Consider the following 15,421-nt stretch of genomic DNA (forward strand, 5'->3'; position numbering starts at 1 on the left):
CGAGGGCGGCCTGGTGGTGCAGGACGCTGGCGGCGCGGCGGCGCGCGCCGGCGTGCGGCCCGGCGATGTGCTGCTGGCAATCAACGGCACGCCGGTCAGCTCGGTCGAGCAGGTGCGCGAGGTGGTGGCCGCGGCCGATAAATCGGTGGCCCTGCTGGTGCAGCGCGGTTCGGAAAAGATCTTCGTGCCGGTGCGCATCGGCTGATTCCTGGTAGCCATGGGCGGCTTTGTGTGAACAAAGTCGCGCAGCGAAGCCCGCTTCGGCGGGTTTCGCTTTTTTTGCTTCAGCGATTTAAGTCCGCCGGCACGGCTGCCGCCTTGTACCGGTGAGGGCAGATAAGAAGTTGCCCGCCAACGCAGACACCGCAAACCCTTTTTACCGGAGTGACCCCATCATGTTGAGCCTGCACACCAATGCCGCCGCCCTGTCGACCCAAGGTTCGCTGGGCAGCACCCAGAAGGCCCTGTCCACCTCGATGACCCGTCTGGGCACCGGCCTGCGTATCAATTCCGCGATGGACGACGCTGCCGGCCTGCAGATCGCCACCCGCCTGAACGCCCAGACCCGCGGCATGGCCGTGGCCCAGCGCAACACGCAGAACGGCATCTCGATGATGCAGACCGCCGAAGGCGCGCTGAATGAAGTCAGCAATATCCTGCTGCGCATGAAGGATCTGGCAACCGAGGCCTTCTCTGCTTCGTCGACCGCTACGGACAAGACCGCCATGCAGGGTGAGTACGACGCTCTTGGCACCGAACTGACCAACATCGTCAAGAACACCAGCTTTGGCGGCACGCAGCTGTTCTCCAACGGCACGACGGTTGACGGCACGCTGGGCAAGCTGAGCGCTGCGATGAACTTCCAGATTGGCGCTAGTGCCGGCGAAAGCATGGCCGTGAATGTCTCGACGCAGTTGACTGGTCTGACGACGGCGCTGGGTAATGTCAGCACGCAGTATGCAGCAGCACCGGCCGCAGGCACCGAACTGTCGGCTGCGACAAACACCATGCTGACCACGCTGGGCGGAGCCATTGACAAGGTTGGCGAGCTCCGTGCTTCGCTGGGCGCGGCCTCGAACCGCCTTGATCATGTCTACAACAATCTGCAGAACATGAGTACCAACACCTCGGCTGCCAAGGGCCGCATCATGGACGTCGACTACGCGACGGAAACCTCGAACATGACGACCAAGCAGATGCTGATGCAAGCCTCGTCGGCGATGCTGAAGCAGAGCAACGGCATGTCCGGCATGGTCATGTCGCTGCTGCAGTAATTCAGCAGGCTTTGAACCGGAGGCCCTGGCCGCTCGGTTCTTGCACCAGGAAAAGCCAGGCCCCAGGTCTGGCTTTTCTGTTTTCACCGCCCGCCATCCCCGATGTCCGCCATTCCTTCGCTCAGCCCTGTCAGCGCCGTCGCTGCGGCGGCCGCCATGCCCAGCTCGGCCGGCGGTAGCGCGATGCCGCGCCCGGGCGAGCTGCTGCATCTGCTGCTGATGCGACAGGATCCGCGTCAGGATGGGGACTGGCTGGCCGATGGGCCGAATGGGCTGACCCTGCGTCTGCCGGCCGGACTGGGGTATGCAGGTGACACGCTCGTGATGCGGGTGCTGCCGAATCCGACCGCACTGGCGCAGCAGCTCCTGTTGCAACTGGTGGCCCGGCAGTCGTCTGCAGCCATCACCGCGAACATCGAATCCGCGCCACCGCCGACGGCCACCGAGAGCCCCGCGATGCGGGAAGACCAGGCCTGGCTGCAGAAGCTGCAGGCGCAGCCCTCTCTGACCCTGCCAGCCAGCCTAGCCGCGCAGTGGCGCGCCCGTGTGCTGGGTGAGGTGCTGCGCGCCACGGGGAACACCGGGCTGGATGTAGCGATGGACTCGATGCGTGCCGAGTTGCAAGCACTGTTGCAGCCGCTGTCCTTTCATCTGCAGGGCTGGCATGCGCAGGCCTTGCTGCTGCGCCTGGTCATTCCGCAGGGCCGCCTCTGGCCTGGATTCAACGAGGACGTGGCAGACGACCACGCCGGGAAGGGGGGCTTGGCTGCGGAGATGACGGGGCTGTGCCTGTGTGTAGGACTCAGCCTGGAGGGCTATTGGTTGCAGATGATCCTGCAATGGCGCCATGGTCTGCTGCTGCAGTTCTCCGCCGACAAGCCGGAAGCCTTGCGCGCCCTGCGCGAGCGGCTGCCGCGCATCGGCCATGCGCTAGCGGGTGTGCCACTGCGCTTGCGCCATTGCCAGCTGAGCCTGAAGCCGCCGGCGGCCGAACCGGCACGCCTGGCCGAGCAGGCCCGTGGGCTGGCCCACAGCAGCAGCCCCACGCTGTTCCGCGCGGCCGCCGAGATCGTGCATGTGCTGCAATCAGCCTAGCGAGCCGATCACCGCGATCTCGCGCTGCTCGGGCACTTCGTTGTAGGACAGCACGGCCAGGCCCGGCGCGAACAGCTTGGCATAGCGCGCCAGCAGCGGGCGGATCTGCGGCATCACCAGCAGCACCGGCGCGGCGCCCTGGCTCTTCATCTGATCGCGCGCCATCGGCATGTGCTGCTGCAACTGGCCCAGCAGCTGGGGGTCGATCGGATAGCTGTCGAGCTGCACCTTGGCACCGCCCTGGCGCGCCGGGTTGAGCGCGCCCAGCAGCAGGTTCTCGAGCTCGGCGCCGATATTGAAGACGCGCATAGCACCGACCGGGCCGCACAGCTGGGCCACGATCTGGCGCTTCAGCGCGCAGCGCACCTCGGCGGCCAGCAGGATCGGGTCCTTGGTGGCCTCGGCGTTCTCGACCAGGGTGCTGGCGATGCTGACGATGTCCTTGATCGACACGCTCTCGGCCAGCAGCAGGCGCAGGATCTTCAGCAGCTGGCTGTGGGCATAAGTCTTGTCCAGCGCGGCGGCCAGTTTCGGGCTCAGCGCGGTCAGGCGCTCCAGCAGGGCCGAGACATCGTCGAAGCGCAGCAGCTCGGGCAGTTGCTCGCGCACCAGTTTCGAGAGATGGGTGGCGATGGTGCTGGGCACGTCGACCACCTGATAACCGAGGCCCAGCGCGTGGGCCTTGTGCTGCGGTTCGATCCAGGTCACCGGCAGGCCGTAGGCCGGATCGGCGCCGGGCACGCCGTCGAGTTCGCCGTAGACCTGGGCCGAGGCGATCGCCATCAGCCGGTCGGGGTGGACCTCGGCCTGCGCGATCACGCTGCCGCCCAGCAGCACCGCGTACTGGCTGGGCTTGAGCGACAGATCGTCGCGCACCGAGATCGGCGGCAGCAGCAGGCCCAGGGTCTCGCTGAGGCTCTGGCGCATGCCTTTGACGCGCTGCTGCAGCGGCGCGCCGTTCTCGGGGTTGATCAGGCCGACCAGCTTGTAGCCCAGGCTGACCGACAGCGGCTCGACCACCGGCAGCGCGCGCCAGTCCAGCTCGGGCGGCGCGCCGGTCAGCAGCGCCGCCTCGATGGGCGCGGCCGGCTTGATCGCCGCGCCGGCCCGTTTGGCCATGCGCCAGCCCACATAGGCCAGCGCGGCGGCAAAACTCATGAAGGCGAAGGTGGGCATGCCCGGGATCACCGCCAGCGCCACCATCACCGCAGCCGCGCTGTAAAGCACGGTCGGCGAGGCCAGCAGCTGCTCGCCGATCTGGTTTTCCATATCGCCAGCGTCGCTGACGCGGGTGACGATGATGGCCGCTGCAGCTGACAGCAGCAGCGCCGGGATCTGCGAGACCAGGCCGTCGCCGATGGTCAGCAGCGCATAGGTGCGGAAGGCATCCCCCAGGCTCAGATCGTGCATGAAGGCGCCGATCGCGACGCCGCCGACCATATTGATGATCAGGATCAGGATGGACGCGATCGCGTCGCCACGCACAAACTTGCTGGCGCCGTCCATCGCGCCGTAGAAGTCGGCCTCCGAGCCGACATCCTTGCGGCGCTTCTGCGCCTGCTCCTGGTTGATCAGGCCGGCGTTCAGGTCGGCGTCGATCGCCATCTGCTTGCCGGGCAGCGCGTCCAGCGTGAAGCGGGCCGAGACCTCGGAGATGCGCTCCGCACCCTTGGTGACGACGATGAAGTTCACCACCATCAGGATCACGAAGACGACGATGCCGACGACGAAGTTGCCGCCGATCACGACATTGCCGAAGCTCTCGATCACCTGGCCGGCCGCATGAGTGCCCTCATGGCCATTCAGCAGCACGACGCGGGTCGACGCCACGTTCAGCGACAGCCGCATCAGCGTGGTCGCCAGGATGATGCTGGGGAAGACCGCGAAGTCCAGCGGGCGCTTGCTGTTGACGCTGACCAGTATCACGACGATGGCCAGCACGATATTGAACGTGAACAGCACGTCCAGCAGCACCGGCGGCAGCGGCAGTATCACCATGGCCAGGATGGCCATCAGGAACAGCGGCGCGGCGACGCGGTATTCGCGCATCAGGGCGCCTAGGCGTTGCATGGGATTCATGAGGGGTCAGACAAATGAGTGGGCACCGCCAGATCGGCGGGCAAATGGGGCGCGCTCTTGCGCGCGCCCGACCTGAAGGCCTTGAGCTGCATCACATAGCTCAGCACCTGGGCGACGGCCTGGTACAGCGAGGCGGGAATCTGCTGCTGCACCTGGGAGCTGTTGTAGATCGCACGGGCCAGCGGTGGCAGGGTCAGGATCTGCACCTGGTGCTGCCTGGCGATCTCGCGGATGTAGAAGGCCATCTCGTCGACGCCCTTGGCCACCAGGAAGGGCGCCTCGGCGCGCTTGTCGTCGTAGCGCAGCGCTACCGCGTAATGTTCGGGGTTGACGATCACGACATCGGCCTCGGGCACGGTCTGGCGCACGCCGCGCCGTGCCAGCTGATGCTGTAACTGGCGGATGCGCTGGCGCACCTCGGGCCGGCCTTCGTTCTGCTTGTGTTCTTCCTTCACGTCCTGCTTGCTCATGCGCTGGCCCTTCAGAAAGAAGAAGAGCTGCAGCGGCGCATCCAGCAGCGCGAAGATCGCCAGCAGGGCGGCCATCACCATCAGGCTGTCCATGCTCAGCTCGGCGCCGTGGATCAGGGCCTGATCCAGGCTCTGGCCCTGCAGCGCGACATAGGCGCCGGCCAGGCTGCGGCTCAGATAGACCAGGGCACTGAGCAGGCAGATCACCTTCAGGATTGAGATGCCCAGATCGCTGTAGTGCTTGGCGCTGAACAGCCGGCCCAGATTGCTGACCGGGCTGAGCCGGCTCAGCTTGGGCGCCCAGTTGGAGGTGGCGAACAGCAGACCGCCGGGCATCAGCGAGGCCAGCATCAGCGTCAGCGGCAGCAGCAGCAGCGGAGCCACCATCTTCAGCAGCAGCAGCAGGCAGGCGCCGAAGGCGGCCGACCAGACATTGTCCTGCGCGCCGTCCAGGTCCAGCGGCGCAAAGGCCAGCTTGAACAGCATGTCGAAGTCGGCCAGGTACATCGGCATGCACAGCATCAGCAGCTTGAAGCTCAGCAGGATGCCCACTGCCATCGGCAGATCCTTGGAGCGCGCGACCTGACCCTGTTCGCGCGCCTTCTTCAGCTTCTGCTCTGAAGGCTTTTCGCTCTTGTCGGCGCTGCTGGACTCAGACATGGCCGCCCCCCGACTTCAGGCCGCGGTCGATCATGTCCAGCACCTGCTGCGTCATGCGCAGATAGTGGTCGGGTACATGCGCCAGGATCTGCGTCAGCATGAAGAGGCCGAACAGGGTCACCACCGCGAAGCCGAGCGAGAACAGGTTCAGGCTGGGCGCGACGCGGTTCAGCAGGCCCAGGCCCATCTGCACCACCAGGGTCGAGAAGATCACCGGCAGCGCCAGCAGCAGCGCGGCGGAAAACACCCAGGCCAGGTTGTAGACGACCGTATCCATATTGAGCCCGGCGATGCCGGCGCCGACCGGCCAGACCTTGAAGCTGCTGCCCAGCACCTGGACAAAGAGCAGATGGCCGTCGACGGTGAAGAACACCAGCATGCACAACATGCTCAGCAGTGCGGTGATCACATCGGAGGAGGAGCCGTTCATCGGGTCGTTCATCACCGCCATCGACAGGCCCAGCTGCGAAGACAGCAAGAAGCCCAGCACGGTGATCACCGCCATCGCCAGATGGAAGGCCAGGCCCAGCACAAAACCCAGCAGCGCCTGCTCGGCGGCGGCCAGCACGCCGGCCATCGACCAGGGGTTGATCGTCAGGGCTGTGCTCTCAGAGATCGGCATCAGCACGACGGCCAGCGCCAGTGACAGCAGCACCCGCGCGCTGATCGGCACCATCGCTTCGCCGATCATCGGCGCCGCGCTGAGCATGGCCATGACCCGGCAGAACGGCCACCACAGCGCGCTCAGCAGGGTCACGAGCTGGGCAAACTCGAGCTCCATGGCTGCCGTCAGCCGACCAGCGTGGCCGCGCGCTCGAAGATCGAGACGCAGAAGTCCATCAGATACCCGACCATCCAGCGCCCGGCCAGGCCGATCACCAGCAGGGTCACCAGCAGCTTGGGCAGAAAGCTCAAGGTCTGCTCGTTGATCTGGGTGGCGGCCTGGAACAGGGCCACCAGCAGGCCCACCAGCAGGCCGGGCACGACCAGCAGGCTGACGAGCAGCATCACCATGTGCAGGCTCTCGCCCACCAGGTCAGTCGCGACTTCTGGTGTCATCAGCTCACCATCCTGACGCTGGTCACCAGGGTATTGACCGTCAAGGTCCAGCCATCCACCAGCACGAACAACAGCAGCTTCAGCGGCAGCGAGATCACCAAGGGGCTCAACATCATCATGCCCATGGCCATCAGCACCGAGGACACGACCAGGTCAATCACCAGAAAGGGGATGAAGAGCATGCAGCCGATCTGGAATGCGGTCTTCAGCTCGGACAGCACAAAGGCCGCCAGCTTGACGGTGAAGCCATGGTCCTCGGGCTTGGCCACGCCTTCTTCGCCGGCCAGCTTGGCGATCTGGGCCAGCGAGCTCTTGTTGGTCTGCGCCAGCATGAAGCGCGACAGCGGCGCCTCGGCGATCTTCAGCGCCTGCATCAGGGAGATCTTCTCGGCGTCATAAGGCACCATCGCCTTCTCCCAGATCTGCTCGCCGACCGGCCGCATCACCAGGATGGTCAGGATCAGCGCGACGCCGGTGATCAGGCGGTTCGGCAAGCCCTGCTGCAGGCCCAGGGCCTGGCGCAGCAGCGACAGCACGATGATGAAGCGGGTGAAGCAGGTCATCATCAGCACCAGCACGGGCAGCAGCCCGAGCAGGGTCATGATGATCAGGACCTGGGTCTTGACGGTGAACTCGTTGGCCGGCCCACCAGGCACGGCGCCGGTGATCTTCAGCGTCTGCGCCAGCGCGGGGTGGTGCAGCAGCGCCAGACCCGTGCCCAGGACCGAGGCGGCCAGGCCGCGCAGCAGCTTCATGAGCCGAGCTGGTCCAGATCCAGGCCGGCGATCTCGATGATCTTCAGCCCGTAGTTCTCGCCCGACACCACCACCTCGGCGCGGCCGATGGCCGTACCGTTGACCTTGATGGTCAGCGGCTCGCCGGCCAGGGTGTTCAGCTCGACCACGCTGTCGGCCTGCAGATGGGCCAGATCGTGCAAGGAGAGCTTGGCCTCGCCGACCTCCAGGGTCAGCGTCACCGGAATCTTGCGCATCAGCTTGGGCAGATCCCGTGCCGGCCGGGCCGGCTCGGCCGGCACCTCGTTGGGCAGGGCCAGGTCTTGCTCGGGGAAGTCGTTCAGCAAGGCGTCGATAGCTTGGTTGTCGTTCATGGTCATTCCGCGTCAACGAAAGAGGTCAGGCACAGCTTGCCCTGGTGTTCGGCCACCGAGGCCGTGAAGAGAAGGGCGCCGTCGACCAGCACATCGGTGCTCTTCAGCCGCACCGGGATCAGGTCGCCGGGGCGCAGGTCCAGCAGCTCGCCCAGCGGCAGGGTCTGCTCCAGCAGCCGGGCCTCGAGCTTGAGCTTGAGCTGCTTGGCGAGCTGCTGCGTGTCGGCCCTGGGAGGCTGCGGCTGGGTCTGGCCGAGCCGCTTCAGCAGCTTGCCGATATAGAGCGGGTCCAGCGCCAGCAGCAGCTGGCTCTGCAGGCCCTGGCCGAGCTCGCGCACGCTGATCTGGATGAACCAGGAGCCGGCGCTGAGCTGGGGCTGCAGGCTGGGCTGCAAGGCCGGCGTTGCCGCGGCATCGGCGGGCTCGCCGATCAGCCGCAGCGCGCATTGCAGCGATTGCAGGCACAGCCAGCTCAGCATGCGCTCTTCGGTGGCGGTTTCGGCCGGCGGCTCGCTGCTGCCGGCGCCGGCGTTGCCGTAGCGGTGCGCCATCAGGTTCAGCACCAGGGCGCGCTCGGCCAGACAGGCGACGCGGCCATGCGCGGCCTCGCCCACCATCCAGCGCCCGGCGACCGCCTCGGGGCCCACCGGCTTGATGCTGATCGCACCGATCTCGTACTGGGCGCGGTAGCGGCGGTTGTGGCCGAGGAAGAGCTCGCCCAGCGCCTCGCCCAGCTGCTCGGCAAAGCGCGGCAGCAGGTGCACGGGGCGGCCCAGCGTGCGCGGGTCCAGCGGCTGGGGGCTGGGGCGCGGCGTGGCGCGCGGTGGTTGAGGATTCATCGCTGGGGCTTCGTTTGGGGTGGGCAACAGGGGCTTGCGGCGAGCTTTTCGAGCTGACGAATGACTATGAGGCAGAGCCTGTGCAAATACTGGCGCGATTCTATTGAAACCACTTGCCGCCGGGGCTTTGACAAGTATGTCAAGAGCGCAGCACGCGCCAAGTATTCACGCCAGCGGCACGCTATTTAAGTAGCGGCCGGCCCCGGTCGCCTGAAATGGAGGCCTCGTTTTCAATATGACGTCCATATGACAGGTCCGCTCTTCGCACCATACTAGTGCTGCGACGCAACATCGGTATTTTTGGCGCCACGCTTGCTGGCTTGAGTCGGCCTGCTTCGTGCGCCTGGCGTGCACTTTGTCACGTGCTTTGCGTCGGCTTTGCGTCGGCCTGCAGAAAACCCTTGTGGGCAGCTCTCCTGCCGGGATACAGTTTGTCTCATCAGGGCACACCCGAGCGAAAGCCGGGGTCGCAAAGCCTCCGGTCTACCACCCACGGGTTCTCCAACCCAGGGAAACGATAGCGGGGTTGCCAGACCTGAGTCTGCTCGCTCCACGCGCTGCGTGGGCCGCTCCATGCGCTATGCATGGGGCAGGGCATGACTTCATGCCTGCCGGGCTGCCACCGCAGCCTGTTGTGACCTCGATGGCGTTCGCCAGGGCTTGCCTGCTAGACCTTCACGGGACGATGCAACCATGAGCAAGCGACACACCTCTTCTCCCCAGCTGCAGCACCAGGCATGGCTTCGCCGCGCCGGCTCGGCCGTGGTGCACGCATTGGCTCCGGCATTTTCTCCAGTATTCGCACAAACCATCGATGGTTATCGAGCCATAACCAGATGATGCTGGCATCCAATGAATACGCCGGCCTGTCGACCCTTTATTTTCCGGTCGCACGGTCGATATAAATCTAAGCTTTCGCTCCATAACAGGCAGCCCGATATGAATACCGGAAAGTGCCGAGCGAATGCCACCGCAGGGAGTATCGAAATTGTTTCATCTGAATCCTGACTGAGGCGCCGCCGCGCGCGGCATGCCGGTTTGATCCGGCCACTCGGTAATACCAGAATATCTCGCTGCCTTGGTTTTCAAGGCAAGGCCTGAACACGTCGGTAAGCGCCGCGCGCTTATTGCATTGCCCAAGGATTGATCGATGTCTGTCATTTCAAGCGCCGCCAGCAGTCTGGGTTCGCTGCAGTCCGAACTGGCCCGCATCGAGCAGGACGCGCTGCGCCTGGCTTCGGGCCCGGGCGAGGCTGACGGCCAGGGCTTTGCCCACAGCATGGAACTGGCGCTGCGCCAGGTCGACAGCAAGGACCAGGATGCGGCGGCCCGCATGACTGCGGTCGAGAACGGCGAGAGCGATGACCTGGTCGGCGCGATGCTGGCCAGCCAGAACGCCAGCCTGTCCTTCTCGATGCTGATGCAGGTCCGCAACAAGGTGGTCGGCGCGGTCGACGAGCTGATCAAGCTGCAGCTCTGAGCGTGCTGAACGCCGCAACCACCTGCCAAGAACAAACACGCACATCACCATGCTCAAACCCCTGATGGCCCGCCTGGGCCCGGCCTGGAACTCACGCCCCGCCTTGCCTGCCGGACTGGCCAAGGGCATGGCGCCGGTGCTGGCCCTGGCCGTGGCCGGCACCGCCTTGGCGTTGATGCTGATGTGGCGCGATCAGGCCTCGTACAAACCGGTGTTCGGCCAGCGCGAGCGCGTCGCCACCGCCGAGATGCTGGCGGTGCTGGATGCCGAGCAGATCGCCTACCGCCTGCATCCCGACACCGGCCAGGTGCTGGTGCCCGACAGCGCGCTGGGCCGGGTGCGCATGCTGCTGGCCGCCAAGGGCGTGGTCGCCAAGCTGCCGGCCGGCCTGGAGCTGATGGACCGCAACGACCCGCTGGGCGTCAGCCAGTTCGTGCAGGACGTGCGTTTCCGCCGCGGCCTCGAAGGCGAGTTGGCGCAAAGCATGCTGACACTGGACGGGGTCGACAGCGCGCGCGTGCACCTGTCGATCGTCAAGTCCTCCTCCTTTGTGCTCAGCGACGGCCAGAAGAGCTCGGCCTCGGTGGTGCTGGCGCTCAGGCCCGGCCGCACGCTCAGCAACGAGCAGATCGCCGCCGTCATCAATATGGTGTCGGGCAGCGTCGCCAGCCTGGACCCGGCGCGCGTCAGTCTGGTCGACCAGGCCGGCAATCTGCTGTCGGCCCGTGTCGATCTGAGCGAAGGCTTCGAGGCCAACCAGGGCAACGAGGCGGCCAAGCGCTACCAGGACGAGGTGCGCCGCAATGTGCGCGATCTGCTGGCGCCGGTGCTCGGCGAGGACAACTACCGCCTCTCGGTCACTGCCGAGGTCGACAACGACCGCATCCAGGAAACCCGCGAGCAGTATGGTGATGCGCCCAAGCTGACCAATGAGGCGATGCGCGAGGAGCAGGACCGCGAGCGCATCGCGCTGGGCATTCCGGGCTCGCTGAGCAACCGCCCGGTCAATGCGGCCGATCCGTCCGCCTCGGCCCCGGAGGCCAATACCGGCAGCGCGCGCAAGAACGCCGCGACCCGCCAGTACGCCTACGACCGCAACATCACCCAGATCAAGCGCAGCCGCGGCCGGCTGGCGCGCCTGAATGTGGCGGTGCTGCTGAACAATGCGGCCGCGCCCGGCCCGGCCGGCGCGAACGGTGCGGGCAAGACCTGGACCCCCGATGAGATCGCCAAGGTCGAGAAGCTGCTGGTCAGCGGCCTGGGCGTGAACACCGAGCGTGGCGACAAGCTGACCGTCTCGCCGATGAGCTTCCCGACCCCGGCGCTGCCCGAGCCCTGGTATCAGCAGCGCGACACGATTCTGGATTTCAGCGGCTGGCTGGCCTATGCACTGGCCGCGCTGCTGGGCTACTTGCTGCTGGCCCGCCCGCTGCTGCGCCTGGCTCAGGCCCGGCTGGCACCGGCCACCGCTGCAGCAGGCGGCACGACGGCGCTGACCCCGCTGGAGCCCGCTGCACTGGCCGGCGGCGAGACGACCGAGCGCGGCGCTCTGCCGGCCCCGGCCGCCGATGCCGCCAACGAGCCGATGTCGGTCGTGCCGCTGCTGGAGAACTATGAATTGCCGCCCCCCGGCTCGCCGGTGGATGTGTTGGTGGACCACCTGAAGGTGCTGGCGGCCAAGGAGCCGGAGCGCGTTGCCGAGGTGGTGAAGCAATGGGTGCAAAAGAAGAATGTCCGCAATGACTGATTTCATCCCCGCCACCACGGCCGCCGGCCTGACCCCGGTCGAGCAGGCCGCCATCGTCTTGCTGAGTATGGGCGAGGAGCCGGCCTCGGCCGTGCTGCGCTGCCTGTCACGCGAAGAGCTGCTGGACGTCACCCAGGTGATGTCACGCATGAGCGGCATCAAGGTCGACTGGGTCAAGACCGCGATCCAGCATTTCTTCGATGACTACCGCGAGCAAAGCGGTGTGCACGGCGCCTCGCGCAGCTATCTGAAGCGCTCGCTGGACCTGGCGCTGGGCGGTGATATCGCCACCAGCGTGCTCAACAGCATCTACGGCGAGGCGATCCGGCCCAAGATGCAGCGCCTGCAATGGGCCTCGCCGAAATGGCTGGCCGACCACATCGCCCGCGAGCATGTGCGCATGCAGGCCGTGTTCCTGGCTTTCCTGCCCTCGACCCAGGCCAGCGATGTGATCGCGGCGCTGCCCGAGCAGGGCCGCGATCTGGTGCTGCTGAATGTGGCGCGCCTGTCCGAGGTCGATGCCGAGCTGCTGGGCGAGCTCGAAGAGCTGGTCGAGCGCTGCCTGATGGGCCTGGGCCAGCAGGGCGCCAGCGTCGAGGGCGTCAAGCAGGCGGCCGAGATCCTGAACCGCCTGCCGAGTGAACGCCAGCAGATGGTCGAGCTCTTGCGCGCCCATGACCCCGAGGTGGTCAACGAGATCGAGGTCAGCATGTATGACTTCTTCATCCTGTCGCGCCAGAGCGAGACGGTGCTGACCCGCGTGATCGAGGAAGTGCCGCTGGAGCTGTGGGCCGTGGCGCTGAAGGGGGCCGAGCCGGCCGTGCGCGACGCCATCCTGGCCGCGATGCCGCGCCGCCAAGCCCAGAGCTTCGAGGACCTGATACGCCGCAGCGGCCCGGTGCCGCGCTCGCGTGCCGAAGCCGCCCGCAACGAGGTGATGGCCCAGGTCAAGGCCCTGGTCGACGCCGGCGAGATCCAGGTCCAGCTGTTTGCCGAGGCCACCGTCGAATGAAGCCGGTCCTGCGTCCGCACCGCTTTCCGCCGCTGGCCCAGCTGCATGCGCGGCGCGAGGTCGAGCAGAGCTCGCCGGCGCAGCTGCAGGCCGCGCTGGCCGAGGGCTTCCAGGAGGGCCTGTCCAAGGGCTATGAAGAAGGCTATGCCAGCGGTTTGCAGGCCGGCAGCGACGAGGCCCAGGCCCAGGGCCGCGAGCAGGGTCTGGCCCAGGGGCGGCGCGAGGTGCAGGAGCGCTTCGAGCATCTGGCCCAGCCGGTCGATGCCTTGTTCGGCGAGCTGAAGGCGCTGCAGATCGAGCTGCAGGCGGCGGCCCGCAAGGAAGTGGTCGAGCTGGTCGAGAAGGTGGCCCGCCAGGTCATCCGCGCCGAGCTGACCTTGCAGCCCTCGCAGCTGCTGGCCCTGGTCGACGAGACCCTGGCCAGCATGCCGATCGCCCGCGACGGGGTCGAGGTGTTCCTGAACCCCGAAGACCTGCGCCGCATCAGCGAGCTGGCCCCCGAGCGCGCCCAGGCCTGGAGCCTGCTGCCCGATCCCAAGCTGGAAAGCGGCGAATGCCGTCTGCATGCCGGCGGCTGCGAGGCCGATGCCGGCTGCCGCCAGCGCCTGGCCGCCTGCATGGAGCAGGTCAAGGCGCAGATGATCGAACAGCCGCATGACGAATCACAGGAGCAGCGCGCATGATCGCCGCCGCACTGCGTCGCGTCGAGCTGGGCACCGTGCCGGTGGCCACGCCCACCGGCCGCCTGGTCGGCGCCTCGGGCCTGCTGCTCGAGAGCTCGGGCTGCGCGCTGCGCACCGGCCAGCGCTGCATGATCGAGGGCGCCGATGGCGAATGGATCGCGGCCCAGGTGGTGGGTTTTCGTGACCAGGTCTCCTATCTGATGCCCTTCAAGAAGCCTGACGGCCTCACCACCGGCGCCCGCGTGCTGCCGGCGCCCGAGAGCCGCAGCCTGATGATCGGCCCCTCGTGGCTGGGTCGCATCGTCAACGGCCTGGGCGAGCCTATCGACGGCCTCGGCCGGCTCGGCGGCGAGCACCCGCTGCCGGCCCAGCCGCCCAAGGTCAATCCGCTGAAGAAGACGCCGGTGCATGAGCCGCTGGATGTCGGCGTGCGCGCGATCAACAGCATGCTGACCCTGGGCCGTGGCCAGCGGGTCGGTCTGATGGCCGGCTCGGGCGTCGGCAAGAGTGTGCTGCTGGGCCTGATCACGCGCCAGACCGTCGCCGATGTGGTGGTGGTGGGCCTGATCGGCGAGCGCGGCCGCGAGGTGCGCGAGTTCATCGACATGTCGCTGGGCCCGGCCGGCCTGGCGCGCGCCGTGGTCGTCGTGGCGCCGGCCGACGAGTCGCCGCTGATGCGGCTGCGCGCCACCGAGCTGTGCCACACGATTGCCGCCCATTACCGCGACCAGGGTCAGCATGTGCTGCTGCTGGTGGACTCGCTGACCCGCTATGCGATGGCCCGCCGCGAGGTGGCGCTGGCGCTGGGCGAACCGCCGGCCACGCGCGGCTATCCGCCCTCGGTCTTCAGCCTGCTGCCCGAGCTGGTCGAGAGCGCCGGCAACGGCGAGCACGACCGCGGCAGCATGAGCGCGATCTACACGGTGCTGGCCGAGGGCGACGACCAGCAGGACCCGGTGGTCGACACGGCCCGCGCGATTCTCGACGGCCATATCGTGCTGTCGCGCGCGCTGGCCGAGCGCGGCCACTACCCGGCCATCGACATCTCGCAATCGATCAGCCGCTGCATGGCCCTGGTGGCCGCCAAGCCGCACCAGCAGGCCGCCCGCCTGCTCAAGCAGCTGGCCGCCCGCTACGAGCAGGTGCGCGAGCTGATGCCGCTGGGCGCCTATGTGCCCGGCGCCGACCCGCTGACCGACCGGGCGGTGACGCTGTTCCCGCGCATCGAGGCCTTTCTGCACCAGGGTGTCAACGANGCGAGCTGATGCCGCTGGGCGCCTATGTGCCCGGCGCCGACCCGCTGACCGACCGGGCGGTGACGCTGTTCCCGCGCATCGAGGCCTTTCTGCACCAGGGTGTCAACGAGGCGGCGCCGCTGGCCGAGACCCTGCAGCAGCTCGAGGAGTTGCTGGCATGAGCAAGGCACCGATGCAAAACAGCCTGAGCCGCCTGATCGAGCTGCGCGAGCGCGAGCTGGAGCAGCACCAGGCGAAACTGGCCGCCAAGCAGCAGCTGCGCGACCGCCAGGCGGCGATGGTGACGCGGCTGGAGCAGCTGAGCCAGCAGATCGGCCCGACCGGCACGGCCGTGCCCAGCCTCGCGGCCAACAGCGCGGCCTACAAGCAGGCGGTGCTGCAATGGGCCGAACAGCAGCGCCAGGATCTGGCCCTGCACGAGGCCGATATCGCGGTGCAACGCCAGGCCATGCTGGCCGTGGCGCGCAAGCAGGAGGCCTATGGCCAGCTGCTGGGCCGCGTCGTCTCGCGGGCCCAGCAGGCCGAGGAGCGCCAGCAGCAGAAGTTCCAGGACGATCTGGCCAGCCAGGTCTGGCAGCGGGGGCTGGCATGACAAACCCTCAGCAATTTAAGTGCCAGGGCGAAGGAGTCGCCCTGAAGCAAGGTAGTCCTACCCAACA

Annotated in this window: 17 protein-coding genes and 1 riboswitch; of the genes, 10 read left to right on the top strand and 7 right to left on the bottom strand. The window is 67.0% G+C overall.

Features of this window, described 5'->3' with window-relative positions:
- The 3 genes from PO768_RS18980 to PO768_RS18990 form a co-directional block, all read left to right on the top strand.
- Positions 1-205, top strand: a 205-nt coding sequence (locus tag PO768_RS18980) for a PDZ domain-containing protein (RefSeq protein ID WP_272647297.1), incomplete at its 5' end; no start/stop codon positions are given.
- A gap of 190 nt (positions 206-395) precedes the next feature.
- Positions 396-1,274 (top strand): flagellin N-terminal helical domain-containing protein, encoded by an 879-nt coding sequence (locus PO768_RS18985; protein ID WP_272647298.1) that lies wholly within the window; start codon positions 396-398, stop codon positions 1,272-1,274.
- Between the two features lie 102 nt (positions 1,275-1,376).
- Complete coding sequence (locus PO768_RS18990) at positions 1,377-2,369, top strand: hypothetical protein (RefSeq protein ID WP_272647299.1); 993 nt, start codon at positions 1,377-1,379, stop codon at positions 2,367-2,369.
- Here PO768_RS18990 and PO768_RS18995 read toward each other — a convergent pair.
- Genes PO768_RS18995 through PO768_RS19025 form a run of 7 tightly spaced genes read right to left on the bottom strand, consistent with a single transcriptional unit; the run spans position 2,361 to position 8,584 of the window.
- Complete coding sequence (locus tag PO768_RS18995) at positions 2,361-4,448, bottom strand: flagellar biosynthesis protein FlhA (protein ID WP_272647300.1); 2,088 nt, start codon at positions 4,446-4,448, stop codon at positions 2,361-2,363. The two genes, PO768_RS18990 and PO768_RS18995, sit on opposite strands and share 9 nt — an antisense overlap.
- A complete protein-coding gene (gene flhB / locus PO768_RS19000; RefSeq protein ID WP_272647301.1) occupies positions 4,445-5,578 on the bottom strand; it encodes a flagellar type III secretion system protein FlhB in 1,134 nt (377 codons plus the stop codon). Before flhB ends, PO768_RS18995 begins: the two co-directional genes overlap by 4 nt.
- Positions 5,571-6,359, bottom strand: a complete 789-nt coding sequence (gene fliR / locus PO768_RS19005; RefSeq protein WP_272647302.1) for a flagellar biosynthetic protein FliR — start codon at positions 6,357-6,359, stop codon at positions 5,571-5,573. Before fliR ends, flhB begins: the two co-directional genes overlap by 8 nt.
- 8 nt (positions 6,360-6,367) lie before the next feature.
- Positions 6,368-6,640, bottom strand: a complete 273-nt coding sequence (gene fliQ / locus PO768_RS19010) for a flagellar biosynthesis protein FliQ (RefSeq protein ID WP_272647319.1) — start codon at positions 6,638-6,640, stop codon at positions 6,368-6,370.
- The gene (gene fliP, locus PO768_RS19015; RefSeq protein WP_272647303.1) at positions 6,637-7,392 is read right to left on the bottom strand and encodes a flagellar type III secretion system pore protein FliP; all 756 of its coding nucleotides are present in this window, start codon (positions 7,390-7,392) and stop codon (positions 6,637-6,639) included. The genes fliQ and fliP overlap by 4 nt, the downstream gene beginning before the upstream one ends.
- On the bottom strand, positions 7,389-7,751 hold the full coding sequence (fliN, locus tag PO768_RS19020; RefSeq protein WP_272647304.1) for a flagellar motor switch protein FliN: 363 nt from the start codon (positions 7,749-7,751) through the stop codon (positions 7,389-7,391). The genes fliP and fliN overlap by 4 nt, the downstream gene beginning before the upstream one ends.
- Positions 7,748-8,584, bottom strand: a complete 837-nt coding sequence (locus PO768_RS19025) for a FliM/FliN family flagellar motor C-terminal domain-containing protein (protein ID WP_272647305.1) — start codon at positions 8,582-8,584, stop codon at positions 7,748-7,750. The genes fliN and PO768_RS19025 overlap by 4 nt, the downstream gene beginning before the upstream one ends.
- Positions 8,585-9,017: 433 nt before the next feature.
- Positions 9,018-9,118: riboswitch (cyclic di-GMP riboswitch) on the top strand.
- A gap of 616 nt (positions 9,119-9,734) precedes the next feature.
- Here PO768_RS19025 and PO768_RS19030 point away from each other — a divergent pair.
- From PO768_RS19030 to PO768_RS19060, 7 genes are all read left to right on the top strand, one after another.
- Entirely contained in the window at positions 9,735-10,064 is a 330-nt protein-coding gene (locus tag PO768_RS19030; RefSeq protein ID WP_137943427.1) for a flagellar hook-basal body complex protein FliE, read from the top strand.
- Between the two features lie 49 nt (positions 10,065-10,113).
- Positions 10,114-11,811 carry a flagellar basal-body MS-ring/collar protein FliF gene (gene fliF, locus PO768_RS19035; protein ID WP_272647306.1) on the top strand — a complete coding sequence of 566 codons (1,698 nt, stop codon included), beginning with the start codon at positions 10,114-10,116 and terminating at the stop codon, positions 11,809-11,811.
- Complete coding sequence (locus PO768_RS19040; RefSeq protein ID WP_262972882.1) at positions 11,804-12,823, top strand: FliG C-terminal domain-containing protein; 1,020 nt, start codon at positions 11,804-11,806, stop codon at positions 12,821-12,823. The genes fliF and PO768_RS19040 overlap by 8 nt, the downstream gene beginning before the upstream one ends.
- Complete coding sequence (gene fliH / locus PO768_RS19045; RefSeq protein ID WP_272647307.1) at positions 12,820-13,506, top strand: flagellar assembly protein FliH; 687 nt, start codon at positions 12,820-12,822, stop codon at positions 13,504-13,506. Before PO768_RS19040 ends, fliH begins: the two co-directional genes overlap by 4 nt.
- Positions 13,503-14,771 (top strand): flagellar protein export ATPase FliI, encoded by a 1,269-nt coding sequence (gene fliI, locus PO768_RS19050; RefSeq protein WP_272647308.1) that lies wholly within the window; start codon positions 13,503-13,505, stop codon positions 14,769-14,771. The genes fliH and fliI overlap by 4 nt, the downstream gene beginning before the upstream one ends.
- The gene (locus tag PO768_RS19055; protein WP_272647309.1) at positions 14,771-14,923 is read left to right on the top strand and encodes a hypothetical protein; all 153 of its coding nucleotides are present in this window, start codon (positions 14,771-14,773) and stop codon (positions 14,921-14,923) included. Before fliI ends, PO768_RS19055 begins: the two co-directional genes overlap by 1 nt.
- Positions 14,920-15,354 carry a flagellar FliJ family protein gene (locus tag PO768_RS19060; protein ID WP_137943422.1) on the top strand — a complete coding sequence of 145 codons (435 nt, stop codon included), beginning with the start codon at positions 14,920-14,922 and terminating at the stop codon, positions 15,352-15,354. Before PO768_RS19055 ends, PO768_RS19060 begins: the two co-directional genes overlap by 4 nt.
- The last annotated feature ends 67 nt before the right edge of the window (positions 15,355-15,421 follow it).

The organism is Paucibacter sp. XJ19-41 (genome assembly GCF_028462495.1).
Classification (GTDB): Bacteria; Pseudomonadota; Gammaproteobacteria; order Burkholderiales; family Burkholderiaceae_C; genus Roseateles_E.